Raw genomic sequence first — 24,413 nt, forward strand, 5'->3', positions numbered from 1 at the left:
TGTAATTTAAAGCCGCAAAGCAGCCCGAAAGGGTTGCTTTGTTTGTTTTTATGCAGATTTTGCACACTTCTATATTTTTTTGAATAACATGGCTAAAAATCAACCGGCATCTACTAACTATACCCTTCCGTTAGTAACGCTTACTTCGCTTTTTTTTATGTGGGGCTTTATCACCTGCATGAATGATGTTTTGATACCGCACCTCAAAGAGCTGTTCAAACTATCCTACACCCAATCAATGCTGATACAGTTTTGCTTTTTTGGCGCTTACTTTATCGGCTCGCTCATTTATTTCTTTATCTCCTATTACAAAGGTGACCCTATTAACCGCATAGGTTATAAGAACGGTATTTTACTGGGTTTGCTGGTATCGGCTATAGGCTGCGCCTTGTTTTACCCCGCGGCTACGGCAGGGGTTTATGGCTTATTTTTGGCCGCGCTGTTTGTTTTGGGCTTAGGCTTTACGCTGCTGCAAATAGCGGCCAATGCCTATGTATCCTTGTTGGGTTCGCCCGAAAGCGCTTCGAGCAGGCTGAACTTAACGCAGGCTTTTAACGCTTTGGGTACAACCATTGCCCCGGTATTGGGCGGCTTTTTGATACTGCAATTTTTTTCAGATAATGGGGTGATCACCGCGGCATCAACCCGTATGCCCTATCTTATTTTCGCGGGGATCTTTCTGCTGCTGATGTTACTGATCTACCGGGTTAAGTTGCCGCAGTTCGCATCCGAAGAAATGGAAACCCAGGGCCTTGGCGCTTTAAAATTCATGAACCTTAAACTGGGTGTGGTAGCTATATTTTGCTACGTGGGTGCCGAAGTTGCCATTGGCAGTTTCATCATCAGCCTGCTTAAACACGGGGATATTGCCGGGCTTGACGAAACCGTAAGCAAAAACTACCTGGCCTTATACTGGGGAGGTGCCATGCTGGGCCGGTTTTTAGGGGCTATATCGCTCAATCAATCATTAACTGCTGTAAAAAAGATACTGTATATGGTGGTAACGGCCGTGCTGGTTTTCGGGGTGATATTTTCTATTGTTGATCTTACCTTCGCGCAAACCCGGCCCTTTTTGATATTTATCGTTATCAACCTGCTGGCATTTCTGCTGGGCAAATCATCACCGGGCCGCACATTGCTGCTGTTTGCATCGATTAACGTGGTATTGCTGCTTATCACCGTTTTTACGGGCGGGCATACGGCCATGTGGTCGGTTATCGCGATAGGTTTGTTTAACTCAATCATGTACTCCAATATTTACACACTGGCCATTGCCGATCTGGGTAAATATACCAGCCAGGGCTCGTCGCTGTTAGTAATGGCTATACTTGGCGGGGCGGTGTTCCCGCTGGCGCAGGGTGCCCTTACCGATGTGGTGGGAATACAAACAGCCTTGCTGTTGCCTGTAATAAATTACCTGTACCTCATATTTTTTGGTTATTACTGCTGGCGCAAGTTTAGCCATGTAACCATGGGCGCTGCAAAGGGAGGGCATTAAATTACTCATCCGGTCTTTGCTTCGCCCGACTACCTTCTCTGCTTCGCAAAGAAGGGTTTCTTTATTTTTTCAACCCTCTTCAAGGCAAAGCCGAAGAAGGTCGACCAACTTAACATCAATCCCCGCCCATAGAACTAACTATAAGGCGGGGGTATTGATAAATTAGTTCTTCAACAGAGCAAGCTTCGCGAAAAAGTCGTTGAACATGAGGTTGATATCCAAATGGGTGTATACCCTTATATTGCGGCCTTTGGCATTATATTCGTAAGCGCCCGCGTTGTTAATAAGCGGGGCGTTTTTTAATACATAAGTGCTTGATGATGGGTCGGCCTCAAAAGAGGATTGTAAAGCCGTAAGCAACACCAGCGGACTATCGCCCATGATATAGGTTTCGCCAATATTGAGCTGATATTTTTTCAGCATCACCATCAGGTTATCAATCACTCCGCTTAAATAGCTACCCAAAACACCTTTTGGTTTTATTTGGGTTTGCAGCTGCGAGTAAGGCAACAAAGCCTGGCGGTAAGCATTACGCGGCACCTGCCACATTGATACATTACTACGATTGAACAAGGCTTTAGCAGCGGCTATATCAATATTTAAATTATACTCGGGGTTGGAGTAATTAGGCGGTGGCAAAGCCAGATCGCTATATTCCGGGCCGCCTATCCATATCAGCGTAAGCTTACCCGCAATTTGCGGATCTGTTAACGCGGCCGAAGCTATTTCGGTTAAGCCCGCGCCACAAAGTATGTACAGCGGCTGTTGGGTATCGGTACGCAGGGCTTCTTTAATAATGGCATTTACGGCCGCGCTTTTAACGGGCGTACTATCATTCACCATAGCCGTGTTTGAACCCGCGATAACCGGGATACGGCCATCCAGCTTCATTACCTTGAGCAGTTCGGTGGCTTTTTTGGCGGCGTTATCGGCCTGGGTGGTGGAGTTATCAAAGCCGTCGCCCACCTTAAGGTGCGAGCCAATGATAGCCCTTACCTCCACCGATGGCGACAGCAGCAAGTGCGCGAGCTGGAAAAGCCCGTCGGGGTCGCCGCTGAAATCGTTATCCACAATAACCCGCATACGCGGCGTTATGGCACTTTCGGGTTTTGTTTGTTTCTGACTAAAGGCAATAGTAGTATCGGCCAGCAACAGCAGCGATACCATTAAGATAAATTTTTGCATTCTTTATTATTGCTTTATAAAGAAGCAATAATAAAGAATATTTCATTAAATCAAACTATTATCACAATAATAATAGCGGTACTTCCCTTTAATTAATAGCTTACCAGTTAAAGTTCTTTAAAGATTCACCGTACTTAGCCGGGTCAAACTTGTACAGGTCGGGTGCTTTGTGGGCTCCTCCCTTGCGGGTTTTTGGCAGCTTAATTAAAATATCGTACTTCATTATACGCCTGTAAAAATTACCGCGGTTAAGCGTGGTGCCTAATATGGCCTCGTATAAATTTTGTAGTTCGGTAAGGGTAAACTCATCGGGCAATAAATTATAACCGATGGGTTTATAAGTAAGCTGTTCGCGTAGTACCTCCAGGCCTTTATCCAGTATGCGGCGGTGGTCCATCACCATTTCGGGGATCTGATCTACCGGGCACCATTCACAGGCATCCGAAAATTCATCGGTTACGGGCACTACCTTGGTATGGTCAACCAGGGCATAATAACTGGTTGATATAAAACGCTGCTTGTGCCAAAGGTCATCAGGGTAATCTTTAAAGTAAGCTTCGGAACGGTTTGCTTCGCCAAAGGTGGCAAACTGGTGCAAAAATATGTGGTCTACGCCGGTACGCTCTTTTAAAACACGCTCAACTGCCGCGTCAATATTTTCCTGCTTTTGTACATAACCGCCGGGCAGTATCCATTTCTGATCGCCGCCTATACGCAGTAATAAAACATTTAACTGGCTGTCATGAAAACCAAAAACCACGCTATCAACAGATAAGTGAGGAATGCAAGTTTCCCACAGCGTTTTACTATTAGCTAAAATCCTTTCGTTAATGCTCATTACCACAAATGTAATATTCGTAGCATAAAAATTTGGAAGTTTCATAAAAACACTTTACTATTGCTTCATATTGAAGCAATAAAATTTATCATTGCCCCAATTATTACCAACCTATAAAATTTTTTATTCCCCATTATGATAAGGAAACATAAGTTGTTACTGTGCATAGCCGTTCATAGCATGCCATTTTTTGCCGTAGCCCAGCAAACAGAGAAACCGGTACCGGCAGATACTACCCGCGTTAAAAAAACGAAAGCGCCTGCCAAAGAAGAAGAAAACCGTAACGTAATGCTAAACGCCGCCAGCAATACTGGCCCGCGCGAGGTGAACATCGGCTTACCATCAAACGTTGGCGGTATCACTATTTTAGAGAATGATATGCCGGTTGTGCACTTCTTTTGGCCCGAACTGCCTACCACCTCATGGCGCCAAAGCAATAGCCTGGGCAAAGTAGGTTTGCTTAAACTGGGCGAAGTTGCCATTACACAAGGCGACTTAGGTTATGCCGTAAACTCTTATGCCCGCAAAGGCACCGCTAAAACCGAACTGCTGGGTAGCTTATCAACCAATCAGTTTGGCTGGTTAAAGGGTGACATCACGCTATCGGGGCCGTTGAAAAACAACTGGTTTTATACGGCAGGCGTATACGAAAACTTCGACCCATCAACTTACGACATGAAATTTGCCCGCTATGTTGATAAAACGCAGATCTATCGCGCGGGTTTAACCAAGCTGTTCAACAACAATAAAGGCGAGGTGAGCTTATTTTATAAATACTCCAGTTCGGCATCGCTTACCAATTACAGCGTATTCAGGTACCAGGAGGGCGGTGTGGCGCAGGAGCTATCAAACTTCCGTATCGGCCGCGATTCGTACTTCTTAAACAGTGGTACCATTCGCTTTAAGGATATTTTAACCGGCGAATACATGGATAAAAACCTGGGCAGCGATGCTACCTCATCAACCCATACTATCGACCTGGTAGGTAACTACGCCCTTAACGACTCATGGAAACTGAACTTTAACGCCCGTTACCATGCCACCAAGGCTACCTTGTTTTACGCCATTCCGTTAGGTACGGTATCGCAATCATCGGCAGATAATTTTACTTATTCTGATGGATCAAGGTATACCGGCGATGTGCAATCAGTAATGGGCATGTATAGCCCGAATGTACCTACGCATACGCTGATGTCGCGGGTAGAAATTGTAAAGAAAACCGATAAACATAACTGGCGCATAGGCCTTACCGAATCATACTATAATGTAAACAAATTTACCTCGAACCGTAGTTTTTATTACCAGGAAGTAGCTGCCAACCCGGCGCAGCTGTACAGAAGCGGCGCTACCGATGGCTCTAACACCGACGACGCGGGCTTTTACAACTACAACATAGCCGGCGAATACCACAATGGCTATGAGAACAAGGTAGCCGCATTTTTCTCCGACGATTGGACGGTGTCTGACAAGCTTACCGTTACATACGGCTTAAACTTAAAATATAACAAGGTAAAAGGCGATTATTACGAGCAGCAACGCAGTCCGGGTATTGTACTGGGCGATTTGCAAACCACCAATTTTGATAAGAACTACTTTAACAAGGCCTTTGATATAAACGCGGTATATAAAATAACCCCTAAGTTTGGTTTACTGGCAGAGGCCATGTATACCGAGCAAAGCGGCAGGCTCGAAAATTATTCGGGCGCGCTTGACCCTATGGTTCGTGTAAGCAAAAGCCCTTACGGTAGCTTCGGTATTTACCTTAACAGCGATAAATTCAGCCTGGTATCGGCAGTGAATTACTTAACGAGGGATAACGTGCAAACCCGTTTAAACCTGGTTAACCCTACCAACAGCAGCCAGGCACAGGCCGCAACGGTTTACTACGGTATCAGAACCATCGGCTGGACTACCGACATTGTTACTTCGCCGTTCAAAAACTTTAACCTGCACTATTTAATTACCCTGCAAGATCCGGTTTACCGCAACTATACCTTCAGCGCGTTTGGTAACGATTATAATTATAATGGCAAAAGCGTACTGGAAATATCAAAAGTACTGATGGAAATTGACCCAAGCTATACCATGAACAAATGGCGCTTTTGGGCAAGTTTACGTTCGTACAGCCAGCAGTTTGCCAACCTTACCAACGTACTGTACTTTAAAAGCCGCTGGGAAACTTTTGCAGGCGCTACCTTTGCCCTTAATAAACATTACGATTTTGGGCTGACGGTAGTGAATCCGCTTAATCAGCGCGGTGCTAAGGGCACTATCTCAGGCGCGGAACTCATCACCGATCCGTCGCCGTATTACAACAGTATTTTAACCGGTTCATACATCAGGCCATTTACTGTAGAAGCAACTGTTAACTTTAAATTTTAACTATGAGCAATCGATTGAAATTTTTAGCGCGCACACTGGCAACCGTCGGCATTGCGCAATTATTGACTGCCAATGCAGGCGCGCAAACCATGGAATGGGTTACCTCAAGCGCTACCGAAAACTGGAAGGTACAGCATAATATCCCGACAGGTAAGGCAGGCAAAACGGCTGATGCCACCATTAGCAACCAAAAGTTACAGGTAATTGATGGCTGGGGCGGATGCTTTAACGAACTTGGATGGACATCATTGAACGTATTACCGGCTGCAGACCAGCAGGCTATTTTTAAGGAACTGTTTTCGCCGGGCGCGGGTGCCAATTTTAATATTTGCCGCATGCCCATAGGCGCTAACGATTTTGCACGCAAGTGGTACTCTTATGATGAAACCGACGGCGATTTCGGGCTAACCAATTTCAGTATTGCCAACGATGAAGAAACACTTATCCCATTTATCAAAAGCGCGCTTAAACAAAACCCGAAATTGAAACTTTGGGCTTCGCCATGGTCGCCGCCGGTATGGATGAAGGTGAATAAACAATACGCGGGCGCGCCCTTCCCTAAAACGGGTGTTAAGGCATGGCAGGATCTGCGTTTTGATTTTGACAGTTTGGATAATGGCGTAAAACCGGGACAAGAAGGAAAAGAAGGCATCAACATGTTTATACAGGATGAGCAGCATTTTAAAAGCTACGCTAATTATTTTGCCGAATTCATTAAGGCTTACCGTAAGCAAAATATCAACATTGATATGGTGATGCCGCAAAACGAGTTTAACTCGCCGCAAACATTCCCCAGCTGCACCTGGACGGCCGATGGCCTATCGAAATTCGTGAGCTATTTAGGCCCCGAAATGAACAAGCTGGGTGTGGATGTTTTTATGGGTACGGTAGAGCGGGGCAACCCTAAACTGGCCGATACGGTGATCAGCAGCGCGGCAAGCGGCAAATACATTAAGGGCGCGGGCTTTCAATGGGCGGGTAAGGATGCCATAGCTACTATACATCAAAAGTACCCGGCATTGAAACTCTATCAATCTGAACAGGAATGCGGCAACGGCCTTAACGACTGGAAGTATTGCACCTATACCTGGAGCCTGATGAAACACTATTTAACCAACGGCGCCAATGCCTACATGTACTGGAACATCTCCTTGCAAAACGGCGGCAAAAGTACCTGGGGTTGGTTCCAAAATTCGTTAATTACGGTTGATACCACCGCCAAAACCTATAAGTACAATTACGAATATTACTTAATGAAACACTTTAGCCATTATATAAAACCGGGCGCGTACCGCCTGCAAACCGATGGCAGCTTTGGTAATTTACTGGCCTTTCAAAACCCCGACAAGAGCATGGTTATCGTAGCTTATAACGAGGGCACAGCTGCCAAAAAGATCAGCATTAACGCGGGCGGCAAAACCTGGGAGCCTGAATTAGCGCCCGATTCGTTTCATACCTTTTACATTAAAAACTAAATAGCGGTATTATGCAAAGTATATTCCATTTAAAACAGCTGAAGCTATGGTGCATGCTGGCATTGTTTTTTGCTGTAGCAACGCAAGCCAGCGCGCAGTACAAACCCGATAAGCTATTATTTGGTGTGGCTTACTACGATGAGTATATGCCCTATGAACGTTTGGACAAGGATATAAAAATGATGCAGGCCGCGGGCATCAACGTGGTGCGCATTGCCGAATCAACCTGGGGCACCGTTGAGCCGCAGGAAGATGTGTATGATTTTACGCATATCGACAGGGTTTTAAACGCCATGCATAAAGCAGGCATCAGGGTAATTGTGGGTACGCCTACCTACGCCGTGCCTACCTGGCTGGCAAAAAAATATCCGGATGTACTGGCTATTACCGCCAAGGGCCAAAACCAGTATGGGGCAAGGCAAAACATGGATATCACCAACACCCATTTCAGGGAACATGCCGAAAAAGTGGTCCGCAAGATAATGGAACACGTGAAGGATAACCCGGCCATTATTGGTTACCAGGTAGATAATGAAACCAAAGCCTATGGCACCAGCGGCCCCAATGTGCAAAAGCAGTTTGTTGAGTACATGAAAGCTAAATATCCAAGTTTGGATAGCCTGAACAAAGCATTCGGCCTCAATTACTGGAGTAACCGCATCAACAGCTGGGACGATTTTCCGTCGGTTAACGGCAGCATCAATGCCAGCCTAACCTCGGAGTTCGCCAAATTTCAGCGTAAACTGGTTACCGATTACCTGGCATGGCAGGCAGGCATTGTACGCGAATACAAACGGCCGGGGCAGTTCATCACACAAAACTTTGATTTTGAATGGCGTAATTATTCGTACGGCATTCAGCCCGATGTTGACCACTTCGCGGCAGCAAAAGCCATGGATATTGCCGGGGTAGATATCTATCACCCATCGCAGGATCAACTTACCGGTACCGAAATTTCTTTCGGCGGTGATGTGGCCCGCTCCATGAAGAACGGCCAAAACTATATGGTGATTGAAACTGAGGCACAGGGCTTTCCGCAATGGCTTCCGTATCCGGGGCAGTTACGTTTACAGGCGTTCAGCCATTTGGCTTCGGGTGCAAGCATGCTGTCGTACTGGCACTGGCACTCCATCCATAATTCGGCAGAAACTTACTGGAAGGGTTTGCTGAGCCAGGATTTTGAACCAAATCCAACCTATGATGAAGCCAAAACCATTGGTGCCGATTTTAAAAAGCTAAGCGATAAACTGGTCAACCTGAAAAAGACCAATAAGGTTGCCGTACTGTTCAGCAATGAAGCATTAACGGCTTTCAACGCGTTCTCATTCGGCTGGGGCCGTACCGAAAATTACAACGATATACTGCGCCCCTTATACGACGCGCTTTATCGCCTCAATGTTGGTGTTGATTTTGTTGACCCAAGCAGCAAGCTCGAAAATTATAAGTTACTGGTTGTACCCGCGCTATATGCCGCGCCCGACAGCCTGTTGCAAAGGCTTAACCTGTTTGTAAAAAACGGCGGCCATATTGTGTATACCTTTAAAAGCGGCTACTCCAACGAGAACGTAAAGGTGCGTTCGGTTAAGCAACCGGGTATTATCAGCGAAGGCTGCGGTATCAGCTACAGCCAGTTTACCTTCCCCGAAAATGTATCGTTAAAAGGCGATCCGTTTAATGTGGGTAAGGAAAACAACACCATACAGAAATGGATGGAACTGATCACTCCTACCACTGCCAAAGTGCTGGCCACTTATGATCACCCGGTTTGGGGCAAGTACGCGGCCATCACCCAAAACAATTACGGCAAGGGAGTGGCAACCTATATAGGTTGCATGACAGGCGATGTACTTACCGAAAAAATAATGGAGAACGCCGTAAAAACTGCCGGACTTTGGGGTGCCGATCAACAGCTGCACTTCCCGCTCATTGTAAAATCGGGCGTGAACCAGCAGGGCAAAACCATCCATTATTACTTTAATTATTCGGCGCAGCCGCAAACATTTACTTACCCGCACAAAGCAGGTAAGGAGTTATTGACAGATGCCGAAACCGCTTCGGGCACACAGCTATCCATACCCGCATGGGGTATAAAAATACTGGAGGAACGTTAGCTCCGGTCAATGTTTGTTTTATTAGGAAAGTCCGGGTCGGTGACCCGGGCTTTTCTTGTTTTATGGGATGCTTGTGCCGTCAAACTTCGTTAGTGATTGTATTTAAGCGCTTTAACAATTCCTCCCGCGCGGTTCGCGATAACGGGATTTTTTCCGTGTTAATTACTATTTGATAATTCTCTACCTTTTCTATTTTCGGCAATGCCACTATATATGATTTATGCACCCGCAAAAAGCGGTCGCCGGGTAGTTTAGTTTGCATTTCGGCCAGGGTAATGCGGGTAAGTGTTTGCCTGTTTTGCTCCACTATACATACGTAGTTATCCTGCGCCTGTAAGTACAGTATATCATCAAAAACTATCTGCACCCAATTATGGCCATCTTTAACAAACAGGCTTTTTGCATGTTCAGCATCTCTGTTCAAAGCCGTCGGTTTACGGCTGTTGGCCAATTGGCAAGCCTGCAAAAAACGACTGAAATTGACAGGCTTCAGCAAATAATCGGTAGCCGCCAGGTCAAAGCCTTTCAGCGCATGCTCCGCATACGCGGTAGTAAAAACTACCTGTGCCTTATGTTTAATTAACCCGGCAAACTCCAGCCCCGAAATATCGGGCATGTGAATATCCACAAAAACAAGATCAACCTGGTTTGCTGCCATATAGGCCAAAGCTTCGGTAGCGCTCACAAATACGGCGTCCAGTTGCAGGTAAGGCACCTTTTGGGCATGCAGCTGTATAATATCCAGTGCTACAGGTTCATCGTCTATCGCTATCGCTTTTATCATTTTTGGGGTAATACTTCGTTAAGCTTCTTCCGTAATTCATCGTGACTAAGCCCTTTACCAATAATAATCCCGTTAGGGTCAATCAAATAGTTTTGCGGTATGGCGTATATGCTGTACAGCTTTGCCACACGGTTGCTCCAATGTTTAAGGTCTGATACCTGTGTCCATACCAGGCCATCATCTTTTATGGCTTTTAACCAGGCAGCTTTTCCGTCGGCAGCATCTAAAGATATACCTAATATAGTAAAATTACGATCGCTGAAATCAGCATATAGCTTTGCGATGGCCGGGTTTTCCTCGCGGCAAGGGCCACACCACGATGCCCAAAAATCGAGCAGCACATACTTGCCCCTGAAGCATGACAAGCTAACCGGCTTGCCCTCGGTATCGTTTTGTGTAAACTCCGGCGCTTTTGTACCGGCAACCAGGTTCTTTTTACTCATTATAAACTGCTCGTATTCTTTACCAAGCGCAGTTGCCCTAACAGCCGGACTAAGCTTCTGAAACATCGGGTAAATAACATCAATATCCGGAAAGGAACCGGCATATTCCGATAAACTCGTGAGTGCTATATAACTATCCGGATGATCTACAATAAACTGCTTCAAAATTGGTTTGCGAAGCCTGCTCAAGCTATCCAGCTCCCTGCCTAAGCGGCGCGATAACAGGGTATCACGCGTGGCTCGCAATTGTACACTTACGGCTAATTGCCGGTCATATATGGGTTTTAATGATTTTTGCAGTAGTTGATTATCGTGATTGATTATCGACCCTGTAAAACTACCATTCGCCAATGCGCCTTTGGCTGTAATGCTGATATTACCAGGATGCAGGTAAAACCGCAGCAAATCAATCTTGGCACCGGTATTGGTTTTTTTTATCAAACCTTGCAAACCTACCCTGCCCTCATCGGCTAATAAAGTAGCCGATGAGGGCCTGTCTACCTTACCACGAAACACGTAAACACCAGTATGCGGATCACGTTTTGCCGAATCAATTATTTTGCGACCATCTACCTGGTAAGCCAAAAATATGGGCAAATCATTTTTTATTCCTGTTGTTTTGATGGTTAGTTTAAAGGCACTATCGGTTTTTGTTTGGGCAATAATCGTTAAGGCCGGTAGCAGCGCTACCAGTAAAAACATGTACTTTTTCATGAAATTGAGGGGTTTATTGAGTTAGTTGAAGTTGAAGTAAAACCTTGTATTCGGTACCGGTATTAACATTTTCAAGTTGGTAACTCTCCGGGTATAGCAGTTGCAGCCGCTTAACGGTGCTTTTAATCCCGGTGTTGCTGCCTTTAACTTCGGTGAGGCCATTAATTATCTTATTAACTACCCGCAAGGTTAAGTAGCCATTGCTGAGATCCAGTTGAATACTTACCTCGCTGGCCTCATCCATACTGATACCATATTTAAAAGCGTTTTCGACAAAGGTGAGCAGCAGCAGGGGGGCAATCTTCCAGCCGGGTTCGGCAGCGGTGATGTGTACATCAATCTTGATATGTTCCTTATCGGGCAGGCGTACCTTTTGCAAGGCCAGGTAGTTGTTAATAAACTGTATTTCATCTGCAAGGGGCACCAAATTGGTGTGCATACCGGTAATGGTATATCGTAAAAGGTCTGATAAGCAGTCGATACCATCGGCCGTTAAGGTTGCCTTTTCTTTTAATGCTGTTCCGTATAAATAGTTAAGGCTGTTAAACAAAAAGTGAGGGTTCAACTGCGATTTTAAGGCATTCAGCTCGTTTTCTGTTTGTTGCAGATGCAGTGCTTTTTTATGTTTTAGCTGATCAAAATAATCGCGAATGATGCCGTACACTATGGCATAAGCAGTCATCAGGAGTATAGGCTTAGTAGCTGAAAGTACACCCATTATCTTTAACGTATCGGGATGATACAAAGGCAGCATCGTAAACGACAGTATGCTGATCAACAAGCAAACCATAGCGAAGGTATACCACCGTAAGCGTTTAAAACCGCAGTGATAAACAAGCTCTACGAGTAATATAAACACCATTGCCACAATAACATCGTAACTGAAATTTTCCATAAGCAAATACTCCCAGCCGCTTACCGGTGTTTTGTCTTCATGAAAAAGGTAATTGCCATAACGGCTAACATTGTACAGGTAAGGCACAACCGTAAACAGGTTGATCATTACCAACACCACACCAAAATGCAGTAACCAGCTAAGTGCTATTTTGCGAATGCTCCGATTCATATTCTTTTTACTTTTTCCGGATCAAAGTAAATGAAGCATTTGCACACCTTATAATTTATGTGGCCAACCTGCTAATATTTGTGGTGAATGGTATTGAAGTGTGGATATACATGTGCACAAAGCTATTTCTCCAAAGCCGTTAGTACCTGTGTAAAGAATGGCATTACGCTTTGATTTTGGCTAAACACGGCTATCACTCCTATGTAACCGTGTTCCCTATCGAGCCATGGGGTAAAGCCAAATAAGCCCGGCGAACTGTTTACCTGCCGGTTCCCCTCCGCCGGCAATATCCAGTTACCCATTCCATAACGCGGATCGGGCTTGCCGGGACTTATTTTCTTATATTTAGTAAAAGGGCTGTAGCCTATGGCGGCGTTCATGGTTTGGTCGGCCAGCATGGTGTTTACCGCGCTTTCTGATAGTATCCTTTTGCCTTTGTACATGCCTTTATTCAAAAGCATCTGCAAAAACTTTAAATAATCATTAGCGGTACTCAATGCCCCACCTGCCAGTCGCGGCACCCGCCCAAGTCGGTAACCGGCAAAAAAGGTATCGTTCATTTCCAGCGGACCGGTTAATTTTTCTTTAAAAAGGATATTCCACTCCTTCCCGCTTACAATTTCGGCAACGCGCCCGGCCACCTGCATTGAAAGGCCGCCGTAATTAAATTCGGTCCCCGGTTTAGCAATGAGTTTCATTGCCGCTATATCATCAACCATTTGGCTGTAGCTTTGGCTGCCTTTACTCATCACCTCGTCCATACCATGCTTTTCGGCAGGCAAGCCGCCAGTGTGGCTAAAGCACTGCCGAATGGTAATATTGGCCTTATCGCCCGTAAAAGATGGAATGTACTTGCTCACCTTATCATCCAGTGATAACTTGCCCTCATCAACCAAGGCCATAATTACCGCCGCCGAGTACCATTTGGATGCCGACGCGATCAGTACCTGTTTACCGGCATTAAACGTGCCGTAAGAATTATTATACACCGGTTTATCATGCTGCATAATAATCAGGGTAGCGCCGCCGCCTTTGCCCGCAATACCGGGCGCGCCCGCTTTAAAAATGCTATCCAGCTTGTTTACCTGCGCAAAGGAGGGCATGGTTGCAAGCAGCAATAAAAGGTATATGAAAGCCCACTTTAACATCGCTTAGTCTTTTTTCATTTCTTTCAGCTTCTTTATTTTCTCTTTTATAACCTCCTCGTAGCGGTTGTACTGCTCTTCGGTTAAAATGGCTTTCAGCTTTTTATCCTTTTCTTTCATGATGGATTTCGCTTTCATCGCTTTTGCCATGCGGCCATCGCCTGATACCAGTACCGGCTGCATTTTTTGCGCGTACTCCAAGTTGAGTTTACTTACCGCGGTATACTGCGTATCGGTAAGGTTAAGCTCCTTTTTCATCATTTGGGTTTGCATATCGGCGCGCTGCTGCGGTGTGGTGTTGCGCAAGGCATCCTTGCTAACATCCTGCGCGCAGGCCGAAAGTTGCATAACAAATAACATAACAAGGGCCAGCGCCCCTGTTATAATGAATGATGGTTGTTTTTTCATGGGTGTGCTAATAATTGTATTTACCATTGTACTGTATAATTGCTGCTGCCCTGTAAGGTTACGGTAGCTTTGCCATTGCCTAAAAATGTAACGGTAGCCGTTTTACTGAAGGCCCCTCCGGTTGATGCCGAACCGGTAACGGTAGCTGTTGCCGTACCCGATACTATTTTACGGCTGGCTTTATCAACCACCAGGTTATTTGTTGTTACCGTAGTGGTTGAAGTAAAAGTACGGCTTTTTCGCACTTTTGATTGCTGTGTGCCTTTACGCGCGTAGGTTTGATTTACCGTTACCTGTGCCGACGCGTTATCGATACCGGTTACCGCAAAACTCCCGGACACCGTATCGGCAGATGCCATACGTGGGCCGCTGTAGCTATCGTTACCACTAAAACTATGGGTATATTTTGCCGTTGGCGAACAAATAAGCTCGCGCTCCCAGCTATGGGTAAAGCTGTACGACCGATTGGCCGAATTATACTGCTTGCTCACAGTAGTATCTTTAGTTACCCCGCAATAGGCCGATAGGTCATCATACAGCGAGGTTGAAACCGCGTATTCCGTTTGCATTACCATGCCGCCGTTATCGGGGGTAATGGCCTGGGTTACTACTTCGGCCACTTCATCGTTGGTAATGGCAGCGTCATTGGTTGAGGTACTGTCTTTTTTGCATGCGGTAAAGGCCAGCGATGCCGCCATTAAAATACCGAGTACACGCGCAGCCTTGCTGCCGTAGTTTTTGTTAATTGTTTTCATAGGTAGATGTATATTTTTTTTTGATAGATACTTAGTTTAGTCCCCTCCTGTTGCGGGAGTTTGTAACCGCTGTTGAGCGCCTGTTAACGGCGTTTGTTTGCGCTGTGGCTTTGGTATTGGCGTAGTTATACTGTCGGTTGCTTTTACGCTCGGTCGAGTTGTTGATGGCGGTGTTCTTTACATCAGAGGCGGTAGTTGCAGGGTCGTTCTTAAGGGTTTGTCGTTCGGCGGAATTTTCCTGAAAGGTCTCGCTTTTTACCTCCTGCCTTTCGTCGCGGTTATTTTGGCGGTTGGCGCTGTTGGTGTTGGCGGTAGCCCTGCGATTAAGCGAGTTTTGATACCTCACCTGCGCAAATGACGCGCTGCTAAGCAATAGTGCCGATATACTCAGCGTGATGATGTTTGTTGTTTTCATGACAGATCAATTTTATTGTTTGTTAATGATGATGCTAAATTATGCGGGTTCAAATACAGCCGCGGGTCTTTTCGGGGTGAAGCTGCTAAAACCGGGGCCGAACTTTCAGCCCTTATAGGTCATCTTTTTACGGAACAGATCAATAAACCCCTGAAAGATGAGCCTGAACGGGTTATTACTGATAAAGCCGGTAGTAATGCCATATCGTACCTTTTCGGTTTCGGGTTGATAGGTGCCAAAAATCCTGTCCCACACAATGAGTACCCCGCCAAAGTTTTTATCGATATACAAAGGGTTTGAACCATGATGTACCCTGTGCGCCGATGGCGTATCCAGTACCCCTTCAACAATACCAAGCTTGCCTATCGCTTCGGTGTGCAGTAAAAATTGGTACACAAGATTTAAAGCGTAAGAAATAATGATATAATCGGGCGCGAAACCCAGCAGGGCTATCGGCAAAAAAAACAGCGGACTAACCAGCGCGCTAAACCAGTTGAGGCGGTAAGCGGTAGTAAGGTTCATGCTGATGCCGGAATGGTGCACAAGGTGAAAAGCCCACAAGGGTTTAAAAACATGCGAAGCCCGGTGAAACCAGTAGTAAACAAAATCGGACAGGATAAAGGTGATAATAAACGTAAAGCCGTTGCGCGGGATATTAAAGATTGCCAAACCGGCAGCGAAGCCCAGTACAGTTAACTGATAGCCCGCGAAAATCAGTTTAGAGAGTTGAAAACCGATCAGTATAGCTGTATTGGCAAAGGTTTCTTTAAGGCGATATACTTTTTTATCGGTGCGCCAGCTCCATATCACTTCGGCTAAAATAAGTATAGCCACTATGCCCAATACCCAGCCCCTGTAATGTGTTATATTTTCCATTGTTACTGTTTAAATACAGTTCAAAGGTGGGTGTAACTCAACTCTTTTAAGGCTGCAAACAAGGTGAAGCTGCTAAAATGCGGGGCGAACTATCGTCAGGTATCCAGCCATTGCCTGAACTCGGGCACGCGGGCTTTACTGATCAGTACCTTTTCGGGTGTTTCAGGTAATAGCTTTACCGACAACCGCCCGTTAAAATAAAAATCAACCTCGGTTACCGCGCCCCTGCGGATGATGAACTGACGATTGGCCCTGAAAAACTCCTGCGGATCAAGTTGCTGCTGCAATTGCTCCAGCGTAAATTCAATGGTGTAGTTTTTATTATCGACGGTTTGCAGGTATACCAGTTCGTGTTCTGTAAAAAACCAGGCGATATTATTTACCGCGACAGGCAGCAACTTATCACGATAGTGTATTAAAAAAGATTGGCGGTAGGTAACCGGTACATTACGTAACAGCTTTACCAGTTCATCCATTTGCGGTAAGGCCGCCGGTTGCCACAGCTGTTTAAATTTAATCAGCGATGCTTCTATCTCCTGCTGATCGAAGGGCTTTAATATATAATCGATGCCGTTAGCCTTAAAGGCCTGCAAAGCGTAATCATCATAAGCGGTTACAAAAATTACCGGCGCGGTTATGGCAACCTGTTCAAATATATTGAAACACAAGCCATCGCCCAGGCGGATATCCGAAAAAATAAGATCATACTGCCCGGCTTGTTCGCTTAGTCCGGCAGCACCTGTTTGCACACTATCGTAAACCGCAATGATATGAATACCCGGTTCGGCCCGGCGCAGCATAAACTCCAGGTTGCGGGCGGTGGCGGGTTCATCCTCAATTATAATTACGTTAAACGGCATGGCTAATTAATGGTAGTTGTACAATAAATTCGGTTTCGGTTTGCTGTATACCTATCTCTTTGCCCGTTAATATACGGTAACGCTCGCTCAGGTTGGCAAGGCCTATACCGCTCCCGGGTTCGGGCATGGGGCGGGCTTGCAGCTTATTGCTGATCACCAACCGGTCTCCGTCAATAAAAACCTTTACTACCAGCGGTTGCGAAACATGGGTTTGATTATGCTTTACCGCGTTTTCTATCACAGGTTGCAGGGCCATGTGCGGCAGCAGCTTATTAAAGTATTGGTCGTCTACCTTAATATCCGGCATCACTCCCCCCTCGTGCCGCATCTGTAATATTTCAAAATAGTTTTTAATGGCCGCCAGTTCATCGCGCAGGGGCACCAACGGGCTGGCGTTCTTTTGCATGTTGTACCTAAAAAACTTGGAAAGCTGCCCAACGTAATGCTGCGCCTTATCGGCATCCTCACGTATCACCCCCGAAAGGCTGCTGAGCGCGTTGAAAAAGAAATGCGGGTTCAGCTGCCCCTTCAGTACTTCCAGTTCGGCTTTAAGGTAGGCATTGCGCAGATACTGGTTTTCGAGCTCTTTTTGCCTGTTGACATTTATTAACGCGATCACCTTTATTTCAACCGCCATCAGCACCGCGCAAATGCCAAGCCGTATGCCATAGCCCGAGTTAGGCAAAAAGCCCATGCTGTTGTTAAACAAGGCATCATCAATAAGCGAACCTATCCTGGCAAATAGCACCCAGCCAACAAAGTTTATAAGCACACCTGTTAAGCGCCGTGCAAACACCGGGTAGCTGTTATAAAATTGCTTACCGGTGTTATAATAAAAAAACAGGGTGCAGTACGCAAAGCTATACAGCACCCTGAATATAAATTCGTAAAAGTTAAAATCGTTAAAACGCGAAAACAACCGGTTTTCGCGCAGCGTAAGCAGCAGCGGGGCGTTTATGGCGAAAGCCATAAAAACAGCACTATATATAACAAGTTTGCCGCGGGCCGCTATTTGCATACACCAATATGCAATATATTCGGCTACCTGTGCTAATAATTTTAAGGTGAAGCTGCAATAAAGCGGGGTGAACTTATGTACTCCCCGCCCAAAATGATTTTACAGTTTTACTTGCAGCGTTAAATAAACGGTACGGTTATCGGCAGGTAATATACCCGGCCCCGGGTAGCCCGTTGCCCTGCGCGTAAAGTAATAGGCGTTGCCCAGGTTGTTTACGCTACCCTCCAGCTTGTAACGTTTATACTCGTACGACAGGCTGGCATCCATAATGGTATATGCCGGAATTAGGCCTACCACCGCCGATACCCCACCATCGGTAGCGTTGGTGGCGTCGGAATATTGGTCGGACAGGTGAGTGTATTGGAACGATGCCTTTATGTTTTTGTAGCCCAGGCGCACACCGCTTTTAAAGTTTAGCGTCGGCACAAACTCTACCTCGTTGCCCTGCACACCGGGGATCTGGCTTTTGCGGTAATCTGATTTAATTATGGCGGTATTGGCAAACAATACGCCGCTCCAGGGGCTATCGGCAGATTTCATGAGTCTTAGCACATCGGCCTCCACATAAGATTCAACACCGATAATAACCGCGCGGCCAATATTGGTACGCATGCGTAATATGCGTTCGCTGGCATCTGAAAACTGCACTTCGCCTATGCGGTTGTTGTAGTTAAGGTAGAAACCGCTTATATCGTACCCGTATAGTTTTGTTTGCTCGCTACGAATACCCAGGTCGAGCGAATAACCTTTTTCGTCCTGCAAGTTAGGGTCAATAACCGATGACGGGTTTGATGTGCGCATATCGCTAAATGTGATAGAACGATAGTTTTGCGACAGGTTACCATAAATATTGATATTGGCCGTTGGCTTATAGCTCAAACCCAAACCCGCAAGCAGGAAATTACGGTTGTTTATCCTTGTTTCGGGTGTGCGTACGCTTGAAATAATATTCCCGGCCAAATCATAAGAGATAGCGCCATAAAAGCCATTTGCCTGGGTATGGATGTTTTCGTAACGTAAACCCGGTATCACCGAAAAATTGTCGGTTACGTAAAAAATATTCTCAGCAAACAGCGAGGTGTTATGGTTAGGAAAGGTATAATCGTTAGCGGTAAATGTACCGGGATCAACAAAGTTAAAATCGGCATTTTTACCTGTGCTGCCCTGCCCCTGCACACTATGGTTATGGCCGTAGTAATAACGTGTGCCCACCAATAAGGTCGATTTTTTGCCTAATACACTATAACGTTTCAGGTAGCGGCCTTCCGCTCCCCAGTTATTAAAATCGCCTTTTATAAGATCGCGCGGCTCGGTACCATAATCAATCGTGGCTACACGGTTGGGCCTGAAACCTACAGTATACCTGTATGCCGATAAACCGAAAACCCGCAGGTTGATCTCGTTAGAGGCATTAAACTTATGGTCGAAATGCAGGGCGTATAAATTCCAGTTTACCTTAAACCAGTTGCGGTCGCGGTTACTTTGGGTCGGGTCGTCCCTGAACATTTCATCGGTTAAACCACCCGGCTGATGGGCCAGGTAATTCATGTGCGTAAAATCGACACCGAGTTTTGTATCGGGCGAAAACTGGTAATTTACATTGGCAAAACCGGTATAAGCATTAAAATCGGAATTGCCGCGATACCCATTCCCTGTTTTGTACTGAAAAAAGGCATAATAACTCAGCTTGTTCACCGTACCACTGGCGCTGGTAAATGAGTTATAAAACCCGTACGACCCGGCTGTTTGCCTAACCGTTAATTCTATTTTTTTATCTGGGACAGGCTTTTTCATTATAAAATTGAGCAAGCCGCCAAACTGCGTACCGTATTGTAACGATGCCGCGCCCCGCACTATCTGTATTTGCCCAATGGCCTCGGTTGGCGGGGTGTAATAGCTTTCGGGGTAGCCCAGCGCGTCGGCACTGATATCGTATCCATTTTGGCGCACGTTAAAGTTAGAGGTACGGTTAGGATCAAGGCCGCGGCCACCGATACTTAGTTGTAAACCGTATCCTTCGTTCTCCCATATATTCAGCCCCGCTACCCGCGAATAAATTTGCCTCGCGTTATTGGTTGATAGGTTGGCCACCAGCTGATCGGGAATGATCACTTCTGATTTTTTGCCTTCATAGATCCCCAGGTTCTCTACCGCGCGCAGATGCGAAAACCCGAAGTCGTTCTTTTTATCTTTTACAGTAACTTCTTTCAGTTGCTTAGCCTCCGATTCGAGGTATATCTTTACGTTCACTGTGCCCCCGTTAACGGTAACCATAGTTTTAGCATCAGCATAACCTATGGCAGTTACCAAAATGCTGTAAGTACCGTTGGCTACATTTTCAAATACAAAGCCGCCTTTTTTATCGGTATTGGCGGCGCTTTTGTTATCGCTAAGGTAAACGCTGCCATCTTTTAACACACTGCTATCGCGGCCTGAATATACAGTGCCCTTTATGGTATGCTGCGCGAAAGCGGTTGCTGATAAGCACAAAAAGAAGAAAAAACTAAAAACCTTTGATGTCATCGTTTAAGGGTAAAATCCATAATTTGGCCGCGAAAGAATCTTCAATGTTAGCCAGATCGGTATTGGGGTTGATAAAAACTTTTCCGCCACGGCCGTTGAGGGCCACGTAAGAATCTACATAAACACGGGGCGCTTTGAAACCCTTGCGGGTGTAATGGTCGCGGAGTATATGGGCATATTGCAGCATCATGTCGGGCTGGGTGCTCATCATTTTCTCCTGCAATACGGTTAAAAATTCGCTGTTATTGACTACTTCGGCTTTGCCGGTGGCATCTTTAATAGTAAACTGCGCGTAGCCTGCTTTTTCAATAAGCATTACCCGCCACGAAAAACGGTAGCCCTGCTCCGTCCAAAATAATTCGCCGGGATAAAGCAGGTACCTGAATGGCAGCAGCACCGGGATAGTAAAAAACAGTGCAAAACCCGCAAGCAATGCCTTTTGAGTGCCGGCTTTGTAACTGAACTGAACATGAGGACTGATAAACGCCTGCGGCATTTTAAACAGCCTGTTAATAAACGTGATAACGCGGATATGAAAACCGGGCGAAAAGAATATTAATGCCGCCACTATCATCACATAAGGGAACATCCCGATAGGGAAAAGTAAAGCTGTAAGGCCATGGAACATCACCACGGTAATGTAAGCCAGCAAACGTGTGCTGCGGTTCCATAATAAGAAAGCAATACAAAGATCATACACGCAGCCAAACCAGCTGAACACAAACCAGGTAGCCGGGTAGTTAAACAGCCAGCCAATGAGCGGCATATCATTACGGGAGGGCAGCCATATTTTCAGCGGAAGCGCATTGAGCAGCCAGTCGCTGTTAAGTTTGGCCAGGCCTGCATAAAAATACAGGATAACCATCATCAGCTTCAGCACATCTATAGTCCAGCGGGGTACGGCATCAGCCAGCAAGCCCGGTTTCAGTTTGGCATCTACCGAAAAGTAGCGGTGCGCCGGTAAAAACATCAGCATAAAAAGCACCAAACTCATAAAGTAATAATGGTTCAGGTAGGTGCTTTTATCCATCAGTTCGATGTAGGTAAAACTCAGGAATAAGGTTACACTCGCCATGCGGTATAAAAAACCGAAAGCAAGCATTAAGGCTGCCAGCGCGCAAATAAAGAACAACGCATAAGTGTAATTACCCAAAGGTTTTACAAACTCAAACCCGTAAAAAGGGAAAAAATATAAAGGCTTTATATACAAATCGCTTATCCAGCCTTTATACCAAAAACGCGCTATACTTAAAAACAGCATCAGCCCGATGGCCATCCGGTAAACGGCCAGCGGGGCTGCGTGGGTATGCTGTTTAAAATAAGCGTTCATGTTTTATGAAGAGGAGGGCGGCGATTAATCGCCGTCGTTATCGGTATAAGTAATGGTGATACTCATGGCCGATGTCATATCAACCTTTATCATACGTACCGATTTTTGCATTTCGGTATATACATCTATCATTTTCTGATTGTTGGTTTTCACCTCATTGTTCAGGTTTTCTGATAACAGGTTAAGCTTTTGCGCAGTTACCGCGAACTGATCGGTAATTACCTGCGATAACTTTGTCCCCGTTTTGCTGTCCTTAGCATCAAGCGCATCCAGGTAGCTTTTGAAGGATTGGCCGGTAGCGCCGGTTTTAAGGCTTTTGCCATTAAAAAAATCAACCGATGCCTGCGCGGCGGTTTTGGCCAGCGTTAAGGAGATATCTTTTTTGTACAGACCTTCTACCTTATCGGCAGCTACCACACCGTTCATCATGGCACCTGACGGGATACCGAACTTACCCGAACGGATATAACGCTCGTAATTTAACACATAACCATTCACCATAACAGCCAGTGAAGAGCTTGCATCAACGCCCGATTTACTGATGAACTGGGTACGGTAGTCGCCTGTTGCCCATGGGTTGTTCACCTTGGTAAATACGGTATTCATTTGCGCGGTTATCTTTTTAACGTAGGCTATACGTTTGGCAGCATCACCGGCGGTAGTGTAAAACGCTACGATATCGGCATCATTGGCAGCCAGGCCGTTGATCAGGTAATCCAGCGCCGGGAAGCCTTGCTGCGCGTAAGTAGCAGGCAGATCGAAATTGGCGCTACCGCTTGCTATGTTGGCATTGATACCGCTTACGCTTGCCGGGTAAATATTAAAGAACGAACGCAGACTTTGAGCGTTTGCAGGACCCACATCTATCAGCTCAATTTTTTGCCATTCAATATAAGCGGTAACCCACGCCGCCCTAAAATCGGCCAGCGATGTTGTAGTAGGCGCGGCTGTAAAGGCATCGGCTTTGGTAAGCATGGCATCAAACTTAGTTTTAAAGTTGGCGTATGATGGAATGATAATATCATCGGCCAGGTAGGTAAGCAGGGCTTTCCTGTCAACTCCAACCGGCTCGGGTTTGTTATTATCCGGACCCGATGATTTACTTTTTGAACAAGCGTATATACCCAGCACTAATAAACAGGCAATACCAATTTGTTTAATTTTTAATGATTTCATTTTGATAACTTATAAAACGAGAGAAGTGGGTTGCCTTTCCGTAACCGGAAAAGCAACCCACTTAGTAACTTACATTCACTATGGATTATAAACCGAACTTAGCGCGGATAGCAGCGTCGGCAGCGTTAATTTTTTCAACTGTTAAATCCCAAAAACCACCATCTGAACCAACTAAAGCAGTTAAGATATCGTCAGAGAATTTAGCATCGGCACCGTGTATTTTAGCAAAACGTAAAGAGTAAATGAAACCTAAACCTTCGCCAATAGCGTGTACACGTATAGCGTCATCAGTACCGGTTTTCCATTTGCCAAGGTAACCTAAAGCAGCGGCTGCTATTGATTTTTCCATTTGGGTACGGATAAAAGTTGCTTGTGCCTTATATTCGGTAGCATCGTTATTAGCAATGGCGGCGCGACCTTTTAAGAAAGCAGGGAAAATTTTAGCGTAGTTGGCTTTGTTGTATTCCCAAATGTATGAACCGATAAATGATTCAGCTGTACCCCTTGCCGCGTCAGTTGAACCTTTCAAATAAACAGGGTTAAGCGTTAAGGTGCTGTAAGCTTCATCCCAGTTTTGCTCAAGCTGGGTATATTTTTTACCGGTAACAACAGTTTTGTTGTCAGCCGCTAAGCCTTTATCCAATAAAACGTTGCTGATGTAATCCAGGTCGAAAGCGCCGATGAGGCCTTTTTGAATAACCTGTATTATTTCCAAACCTTTAGCATCAACCAAATATTTGGTGGTTCCGGTAATAACAAAACCGGCAGTGCCTTTTACCGCAGGCACTTCGCGTTTGCTGCTGCTGGTTGCCAGCACAGCAAAATCTGCTTCTACCTTTTTACGTACAGCTTCGGCATCGGCAGCAGGCCATGATGACGCGGTTACGTTACGCAATTGCACTCCTGATTTATTGATAGCCGCAAAATCAGCAGGCAGCGGGTTTGATTCAAGAGTGAATGGGTTACCCGTATTGGCATACATGTTTTTCAACACGTTAACATCAACATCCTGAGTTTTCCATAAACCACCGTAAGTGTTAATACCCTGAAATACCCTGTAACGAAAATTACCGGTGCTGATATCAATGGTAGATGCACCGGCAGCGTCAACAAACAGCGGGTTAGCGCTTGTGTATTCTAAAGTAGCGTCATCAAGTTTAGCGTAATCTATTTTAGCGCGTAAAGGTTTTTCTTCCGGCGTAGGTGTAGGATCGCTTTTTTTATCGCTATTGCAAGATGTAGCCATTATTGCCGAGGCGGCAAGGGTTAAAGAATAATAGATGTATTTTTTCATAATTGCTTGTTTTATACGTTTTTATTTTTAATCAGTCTAAATAAATCGTTAATTTGTCGCAAATATGTCGGCGAATTCTAAAGAAATTCTAAAGATTAAAACTTTAAAATTTATTTT

The 24,413-nt window shown here is 45.5% G+C and carries 20 protein-coding genes; 4 read left to right on the top strand and 16 right to left on the bottom strand.

From position 1 onward, the window contains the following. The first annotated feature begins 88 nt into the window (after positions 1 to 88). Positions 89 to 1,498, top strand: coding sequence for a sugar MFS transporter (locus tag AC07NA_RS16555; RefSeq protein ID WP_494898704.1), 1,410 nt, complete (start codon positions 89 to 91; stop codon positions 1,496 to 1,498). A 162-nt stretch (positions 1,499 to 1,660) separates the two neighbouring features. Here the strand turns inward: AC07NA_RS16555 and AC07NA_RS16560 are convergent, their stop codons facing one another. Further along, a complete protein-coding gene (locus tag AC07NA_RS16560; protein WP_494898705.1) occupies positions 1,661 to 2,683 on the bottom strand; it encodes a nucleoside hydrolase in 1,023 nt (340 codons plus the stop codon). A 100-nt stretch (positions 2,684 to 2,783) separates the two neighbouring features. Further along, positions 2,784 to 3,521 carry an NUDIX hydrolase gene (locus AC07NA_RS16565; protein ID WP_345210841.1) on the bottom strand — a complete coding sequence of 246 codons (738 nt, stop codon included), beginning with the start codon at positions 3,519 to 3,521 and terminating at the stop codon, positions 2,784 to 2,786. A gap of 180 nt (positions 3,522 to 3,701) precedes the next feature. Between AC07NA_RS16565 and AC07NA_RS16570 the strand changes: the two genes are divergently transcribed. The 3 genes from AC07NA_RS16570 to AC07NA_RS16580 are packed head-to-tail and all read left to right on the top strand — an operon-like array spanning position 3,702 to position 9,489. Then, entirely contained in the window at positions 3,702 to 5,903 is a 2,202-nt protein-coding gene (locus tag AC07NA_RS16570) for a TonB-dependent receptor (RefSeq protein WP_494898706.1), read from the top strand. 2 nt (positions 5,904 to 5,905) lie between these two features. Further along, positions 5,906 to 7,378 carry a glycoside hydrolase family 30 protein gene (locus tag AC07NA_RS16575; protein ID WP_494898707.1) on the top strand — a complete coding sequence of 491 codons (1,473 nt, stop codon included), beginning with the start codon at positions 5,906 to 5,908 and terminating at the stop codon, positions 7,376 to 7,378. 11 nt (positions 7,379 to 7,389) lie between these two features. Then, on the top strand, positions 7,390 to 9,489 hold the full coding sequence (locus tag AC07NA_RS16580) for a beta-galactosidase (protein WP_494898708.1): 2,100 nt from the start codon (positions 7,390 to 7,392) through the stop codon (positions 9,487 to 9,489). A gap of 79 nt (positions 9,490 to 9,568) precedes the next feature. Here the strand turns inward: AC07NA_RS16580 and AC07NA_RS16585 are convergent, their stop codons facing one another. The 14 genes from AC07NA_RS16585 to AC07NA_RS16650 all read right to left on the bottom strand — a co-directional run bounded on the left by AC07NA_RS16585 (position 9,569) and on the right by AC07NA_RS16650 (position 24,296). Beyond that, entirely contained in the window at positions 9,569 to 10,273 is a 705-nt protein-coding gene (locus AC07NA_RS16585) for a LytR/AlgR family response regulator transcription factor (RefSeq protein ID WP_494898709.1), read from the bottom strand. After that, entirely contained in the window at positions 10,270 to 11,430 is a 1,161-nt protein-coding gene (locus AC07NA_RS16590) for a redoxin domain-containing protein (protein WP_494898710.1), read from the bottom strand. Before AC07NA_RS16590 ends, AC07NA_RS16585 begins: the two co-directional genes overlap by 4 nt. A gap of 13 nt (positions 11,431 to 11,443) precedes the next feature. Continuing rightward, positions 11,444 to 12,496: a sensor histidine kinase gene (locus AC07NA_RS16595; protein WP_494898712.1), complete on the bottom strand. Its 1,053-nt coding sequence runs from the start codon at positions 12,494 to 12,496 to the stop codon at positions 11,444 to 11,446. Between the two features lie 122 nt (positions 12,497 to 12,618). Continuing rightward, positions 12,619 to 13,599 (bottom strand): serine hydrolase domain-containing protein, encoded by a 981-nt coding sequence (locus AC07NA_RS16600; RefSeq protein ID WP_494898713.1) that lies wholly within the window; start codon positions 13,597 to 13,599, stop codon positions 12,619 to 12,621. A 48-nt stretch (positions 13,600 to 13,647) separates the two neighbouring features. Continuing rightward, complete coding sequence (locus AC07NA_RS16605) at positions 13,648 to 14,049, bottom strand: DUF4890 domain-containing protein (protein ID WP_494898715.1); 402 nt, start codon at positions 14,047 to 14,049, stop codon at positions 13,648 to 13,650. A 20-nt stretch (positions 14,050 to 14,069) separates the two neighbouring features. Continuing rightward, entirely contained in the window at positions 14,070 to 14,804 is a 735-nt protein-coding gene (locus AC07NA_RS16610) for a hypothetical protein (protein WP_494898716.1), read from the bottom strand. A 31-nt stretch (positions 14,805 to 14,835) separates the two neighbouring features. Next, complete coding sequence (locus AC07NA_RS16615) at positions 14,836 to 15,219, bottom strand: hypothetical protein (RefSeq protein ID WP_494898717.1); 384 nt, start codon at positions 15,217 to 15,219, stop codon at positions 14,836 to 14,838. A gap of 105 nt (positions 15,220 to 15,324) precedes the next feature. Continuing rightward, positions 15,325 to 16,095 carry a sterol desaturase family protein gene (locus AC07NA_RS16620; RefSeq protein WP_494898719.1) on the bottom strand — a complete coding sequence of 257 codons (771 nt, stop codon included), beginning with the start codon at positions 16,093 to 16,095 and terminating at the stop codon, positions 15,325 to 15,327. 95 nt (positions 16,096 to 16,190) lie between these two features. Continuing rightward, entirely contained in the window at positions 16,191 to 16,955 is a 765-nt protein-coding gene (locus AC07NA_RS16625) for a LytR/AlgR family response regulator transcription factor (protein ID WP_494898720.1), read from the bottom strand. Next, a complete protein-coding gene (locus AC07NA_RS16630; protein WP_494898722.1) occupies positions 16,945 to 17,925 on the bottom strand; it encodes a sensor histidine kinase in 981 nt (326 codons plus the stop codon). The genes AC07NA_RS16625 and AC07NA_RS16630 overlap by 11 nt, the downstream gene beginning before the upstream one ends. A gap of 147 nt (positions 17,926 to 18,072) precedes the next feature. Then, complete coding sequence (locus AC07NA_RS16635) at positions 18,073 to 20,496, bottom strand: TonB-dependent receptor domain-containing protein (RefSeq protein WP_494898724.1); 2,424 nt, start codon at positions 20,494 to 20,496, stop codon at positions 18,073 to 18,075. Next, a complete protein-coding gene (locus AC07NA_RS16640; protein WP_494898725.1) occupies positions 20,477 to 21,826 on the bottom strand; it encodes an HTTM domain-containing protein in 1,350 nt (449 codons plus the stop codon). The genes AC07NA_RS16635 and AC07NA_RS16640 overlap by 20 nt, the downstream gene beginning before the upstream one ends. A gap of 24 nt (positions 21,827 to 21,850) precedes the next feature. Continuing rightward, the gene (locus AC07NA_RS16645; RefSeq protein WP_494898727.1) at positions 21,851 to 23,002 is read right to left on the bottom strand and encodes an imelysin family protein; all 1,152 of its coding nucleotides are present in this window, start codon (positions 23,000 to 23,002) and stop codon (positions 21,851 to 21,853) included. 85 nt (positions 23,003 to 23,087) lie between these two features. Beyond that, a complete protein-coding gene (locus AC07NA_RS16650) occupies positions 23,088 to 24,296 on the bottom strand; it encodes a DUF4856 domain-containing protein (RefSeq protein WP_494898728.1) in 1,209 nt (402 codons plus the stop codon). Between the last annotated feature and the right edge of the window lie 117 nt (positions 24,297 to 24,413).

Source organism: Mucilaginibacter sp. GW821-FHT07G05, from assembly GCF_059418565.1.

Excerpts from the sequence above, each read along its gene's own strand:
- AC07NA_RS16640 (WP_494898725.1), bottom strand. The coding sequence starts at position 21,826 with ATGAACGCTTATTTTAAACAGCATACCCACGCAGCCCCGCTGGCCGTT.
- AC07NA_RS16555 (WP_494898704.1), top strand. The coding sequence starts at position 89 with ATGGCTAAAAATCAACCGGCATCTACTAACTATACCCTTCCGTTAGTA.
- AC07NA_RS16570 (WP_494898706.1), top strand. The coding sequence starts at position 3,702 with ATGCCATTTTTTGCCGTAGCCCAGCAAACAGAGAAACCGGTACCGGCA.
- AC07NA_RS16560 (WP_494898705.1), bottom strand. The coding sequence starts at position 2,683 with ATGCAAAAATTTATCTTAATGGTATCGCTGCTGTTGCTGGCCGATACT.
- AC07NA_RS16595 (WP_494898712.1), bottom strand. The coding sequence starts at position 12,496 with ATGAATCGGAGCATTCGCAAAATAGCACTTAGCTGGTTACTGCATTTT.
- AC07NA_RS16605 (WP_494898715.1), bottom strand. The coding sequence starts at position 14,049 with ATGAAAAAACAACCATCATTCATTATAACAGGGGCGCTGGCCCTTGTT.
- AC07NA_RS16600 (WP_494898713.1), bottom strand. The coding sequence starts at position 13,599 with ATGCCCTCCTTTGCGCAGGTAAACAAGCTGGATAGCATTTTTAAAGCG.
- AC07NA_RS16615 (WP_494898717.1), bottom strand. The coding sequence starts at position 15,219 with ATGAAAACAACAAACATCATCACGCTGAGTATATCGGCACTATTGCTT.
- AC07NA_RS16580 (WP_494898708.1), top strand. The coding sequence starts at position 7,390 with ATGCAAAGTATATTCCATTTAAAACAGCTGAAGCTATGGTGCATGCTG.
- AC07NA_RS16630 (WP_494898722.1), bottom strand. The coding sequence starts at position 17,925 with ATGGCTTTCGCCATAAACGCCCCGCTGCTGCTTACGCTGCGCGAAAAC.
- AC07NA_RS16590 (WP_494898710.1), bottom strand. The coding sequence starts at position 11,430 with ATGAAAAAGTACATGTTTTTACTGGTAGCGCTGCTACCGGCCTTAACG.
- AC07NA_RS16565 (WP_345210841.1), bottom strand. The coding sequence starts at position 3,521 with ATGAGCATTAACGAAAGGATTTTAGCTAATAGTAAAACGCTGTGGGAA.
- AC07NA_RS16575 (WP_494898707.1), top strand. The coding sequence starts at position 5,906 with ATGAGCAATCGATTGAAATTTTTAGCGCGCACACTGGCAACCGTCGGC.
- AC07NA_RS16625 (WP_494898720.1), bottom strand. The coding sequence starts at position 16,955 with ATGCCGTTTAACGTAATTATAATTGAGGATGAACCCGCCACCGCCCGC.
- AC07NA_RS16635 (WP_494898724.1), bottom strand. The coding sequence starts at position 20,496 with ATGACATCAAAGGTTTTTAGTTTTTTCTTCTTTTTGTGCTTATCAGCA.
- AC07NA_RS16645 (WP_494898727.1), bottom strand. The coding sequence starts at position 23,002 with ATGAAATCATTAAAAATTAAACAAATTGGTATTGCCTGTTTATTAGTG.
- AC07NA_RS16610 (WP_494898716.1), bottom strand. The coding sequence starts at position 14,804 with ATGAAAACAATTAACAAAAACTACGGCAGCAAGGCTGCGCGTGTACTC.
- AC07NA_RS16620 (WP_494898719.1), bottom strand. The coding sequence starts at position 16,095 with ATGGAAAATATAACACATTACAGGGGCTGGGTATTGGGCATAGTGGCT.
- AC07NA_RS16585 (WP_494898709.1), bottom strand. The coding sequence starts at position 10,273 with ATGATAAAAGCGATAGCGATAGACGATGAACCTGTAGCACTGGATATT.
- AC07NA_RS16650 (WP_494898728.1), bottom strand. The coding sequence starts at position 24,296 with ATGAAAAAATACATCTATTATTCTTTAACCCTTGCCGCCTCGGCAATA.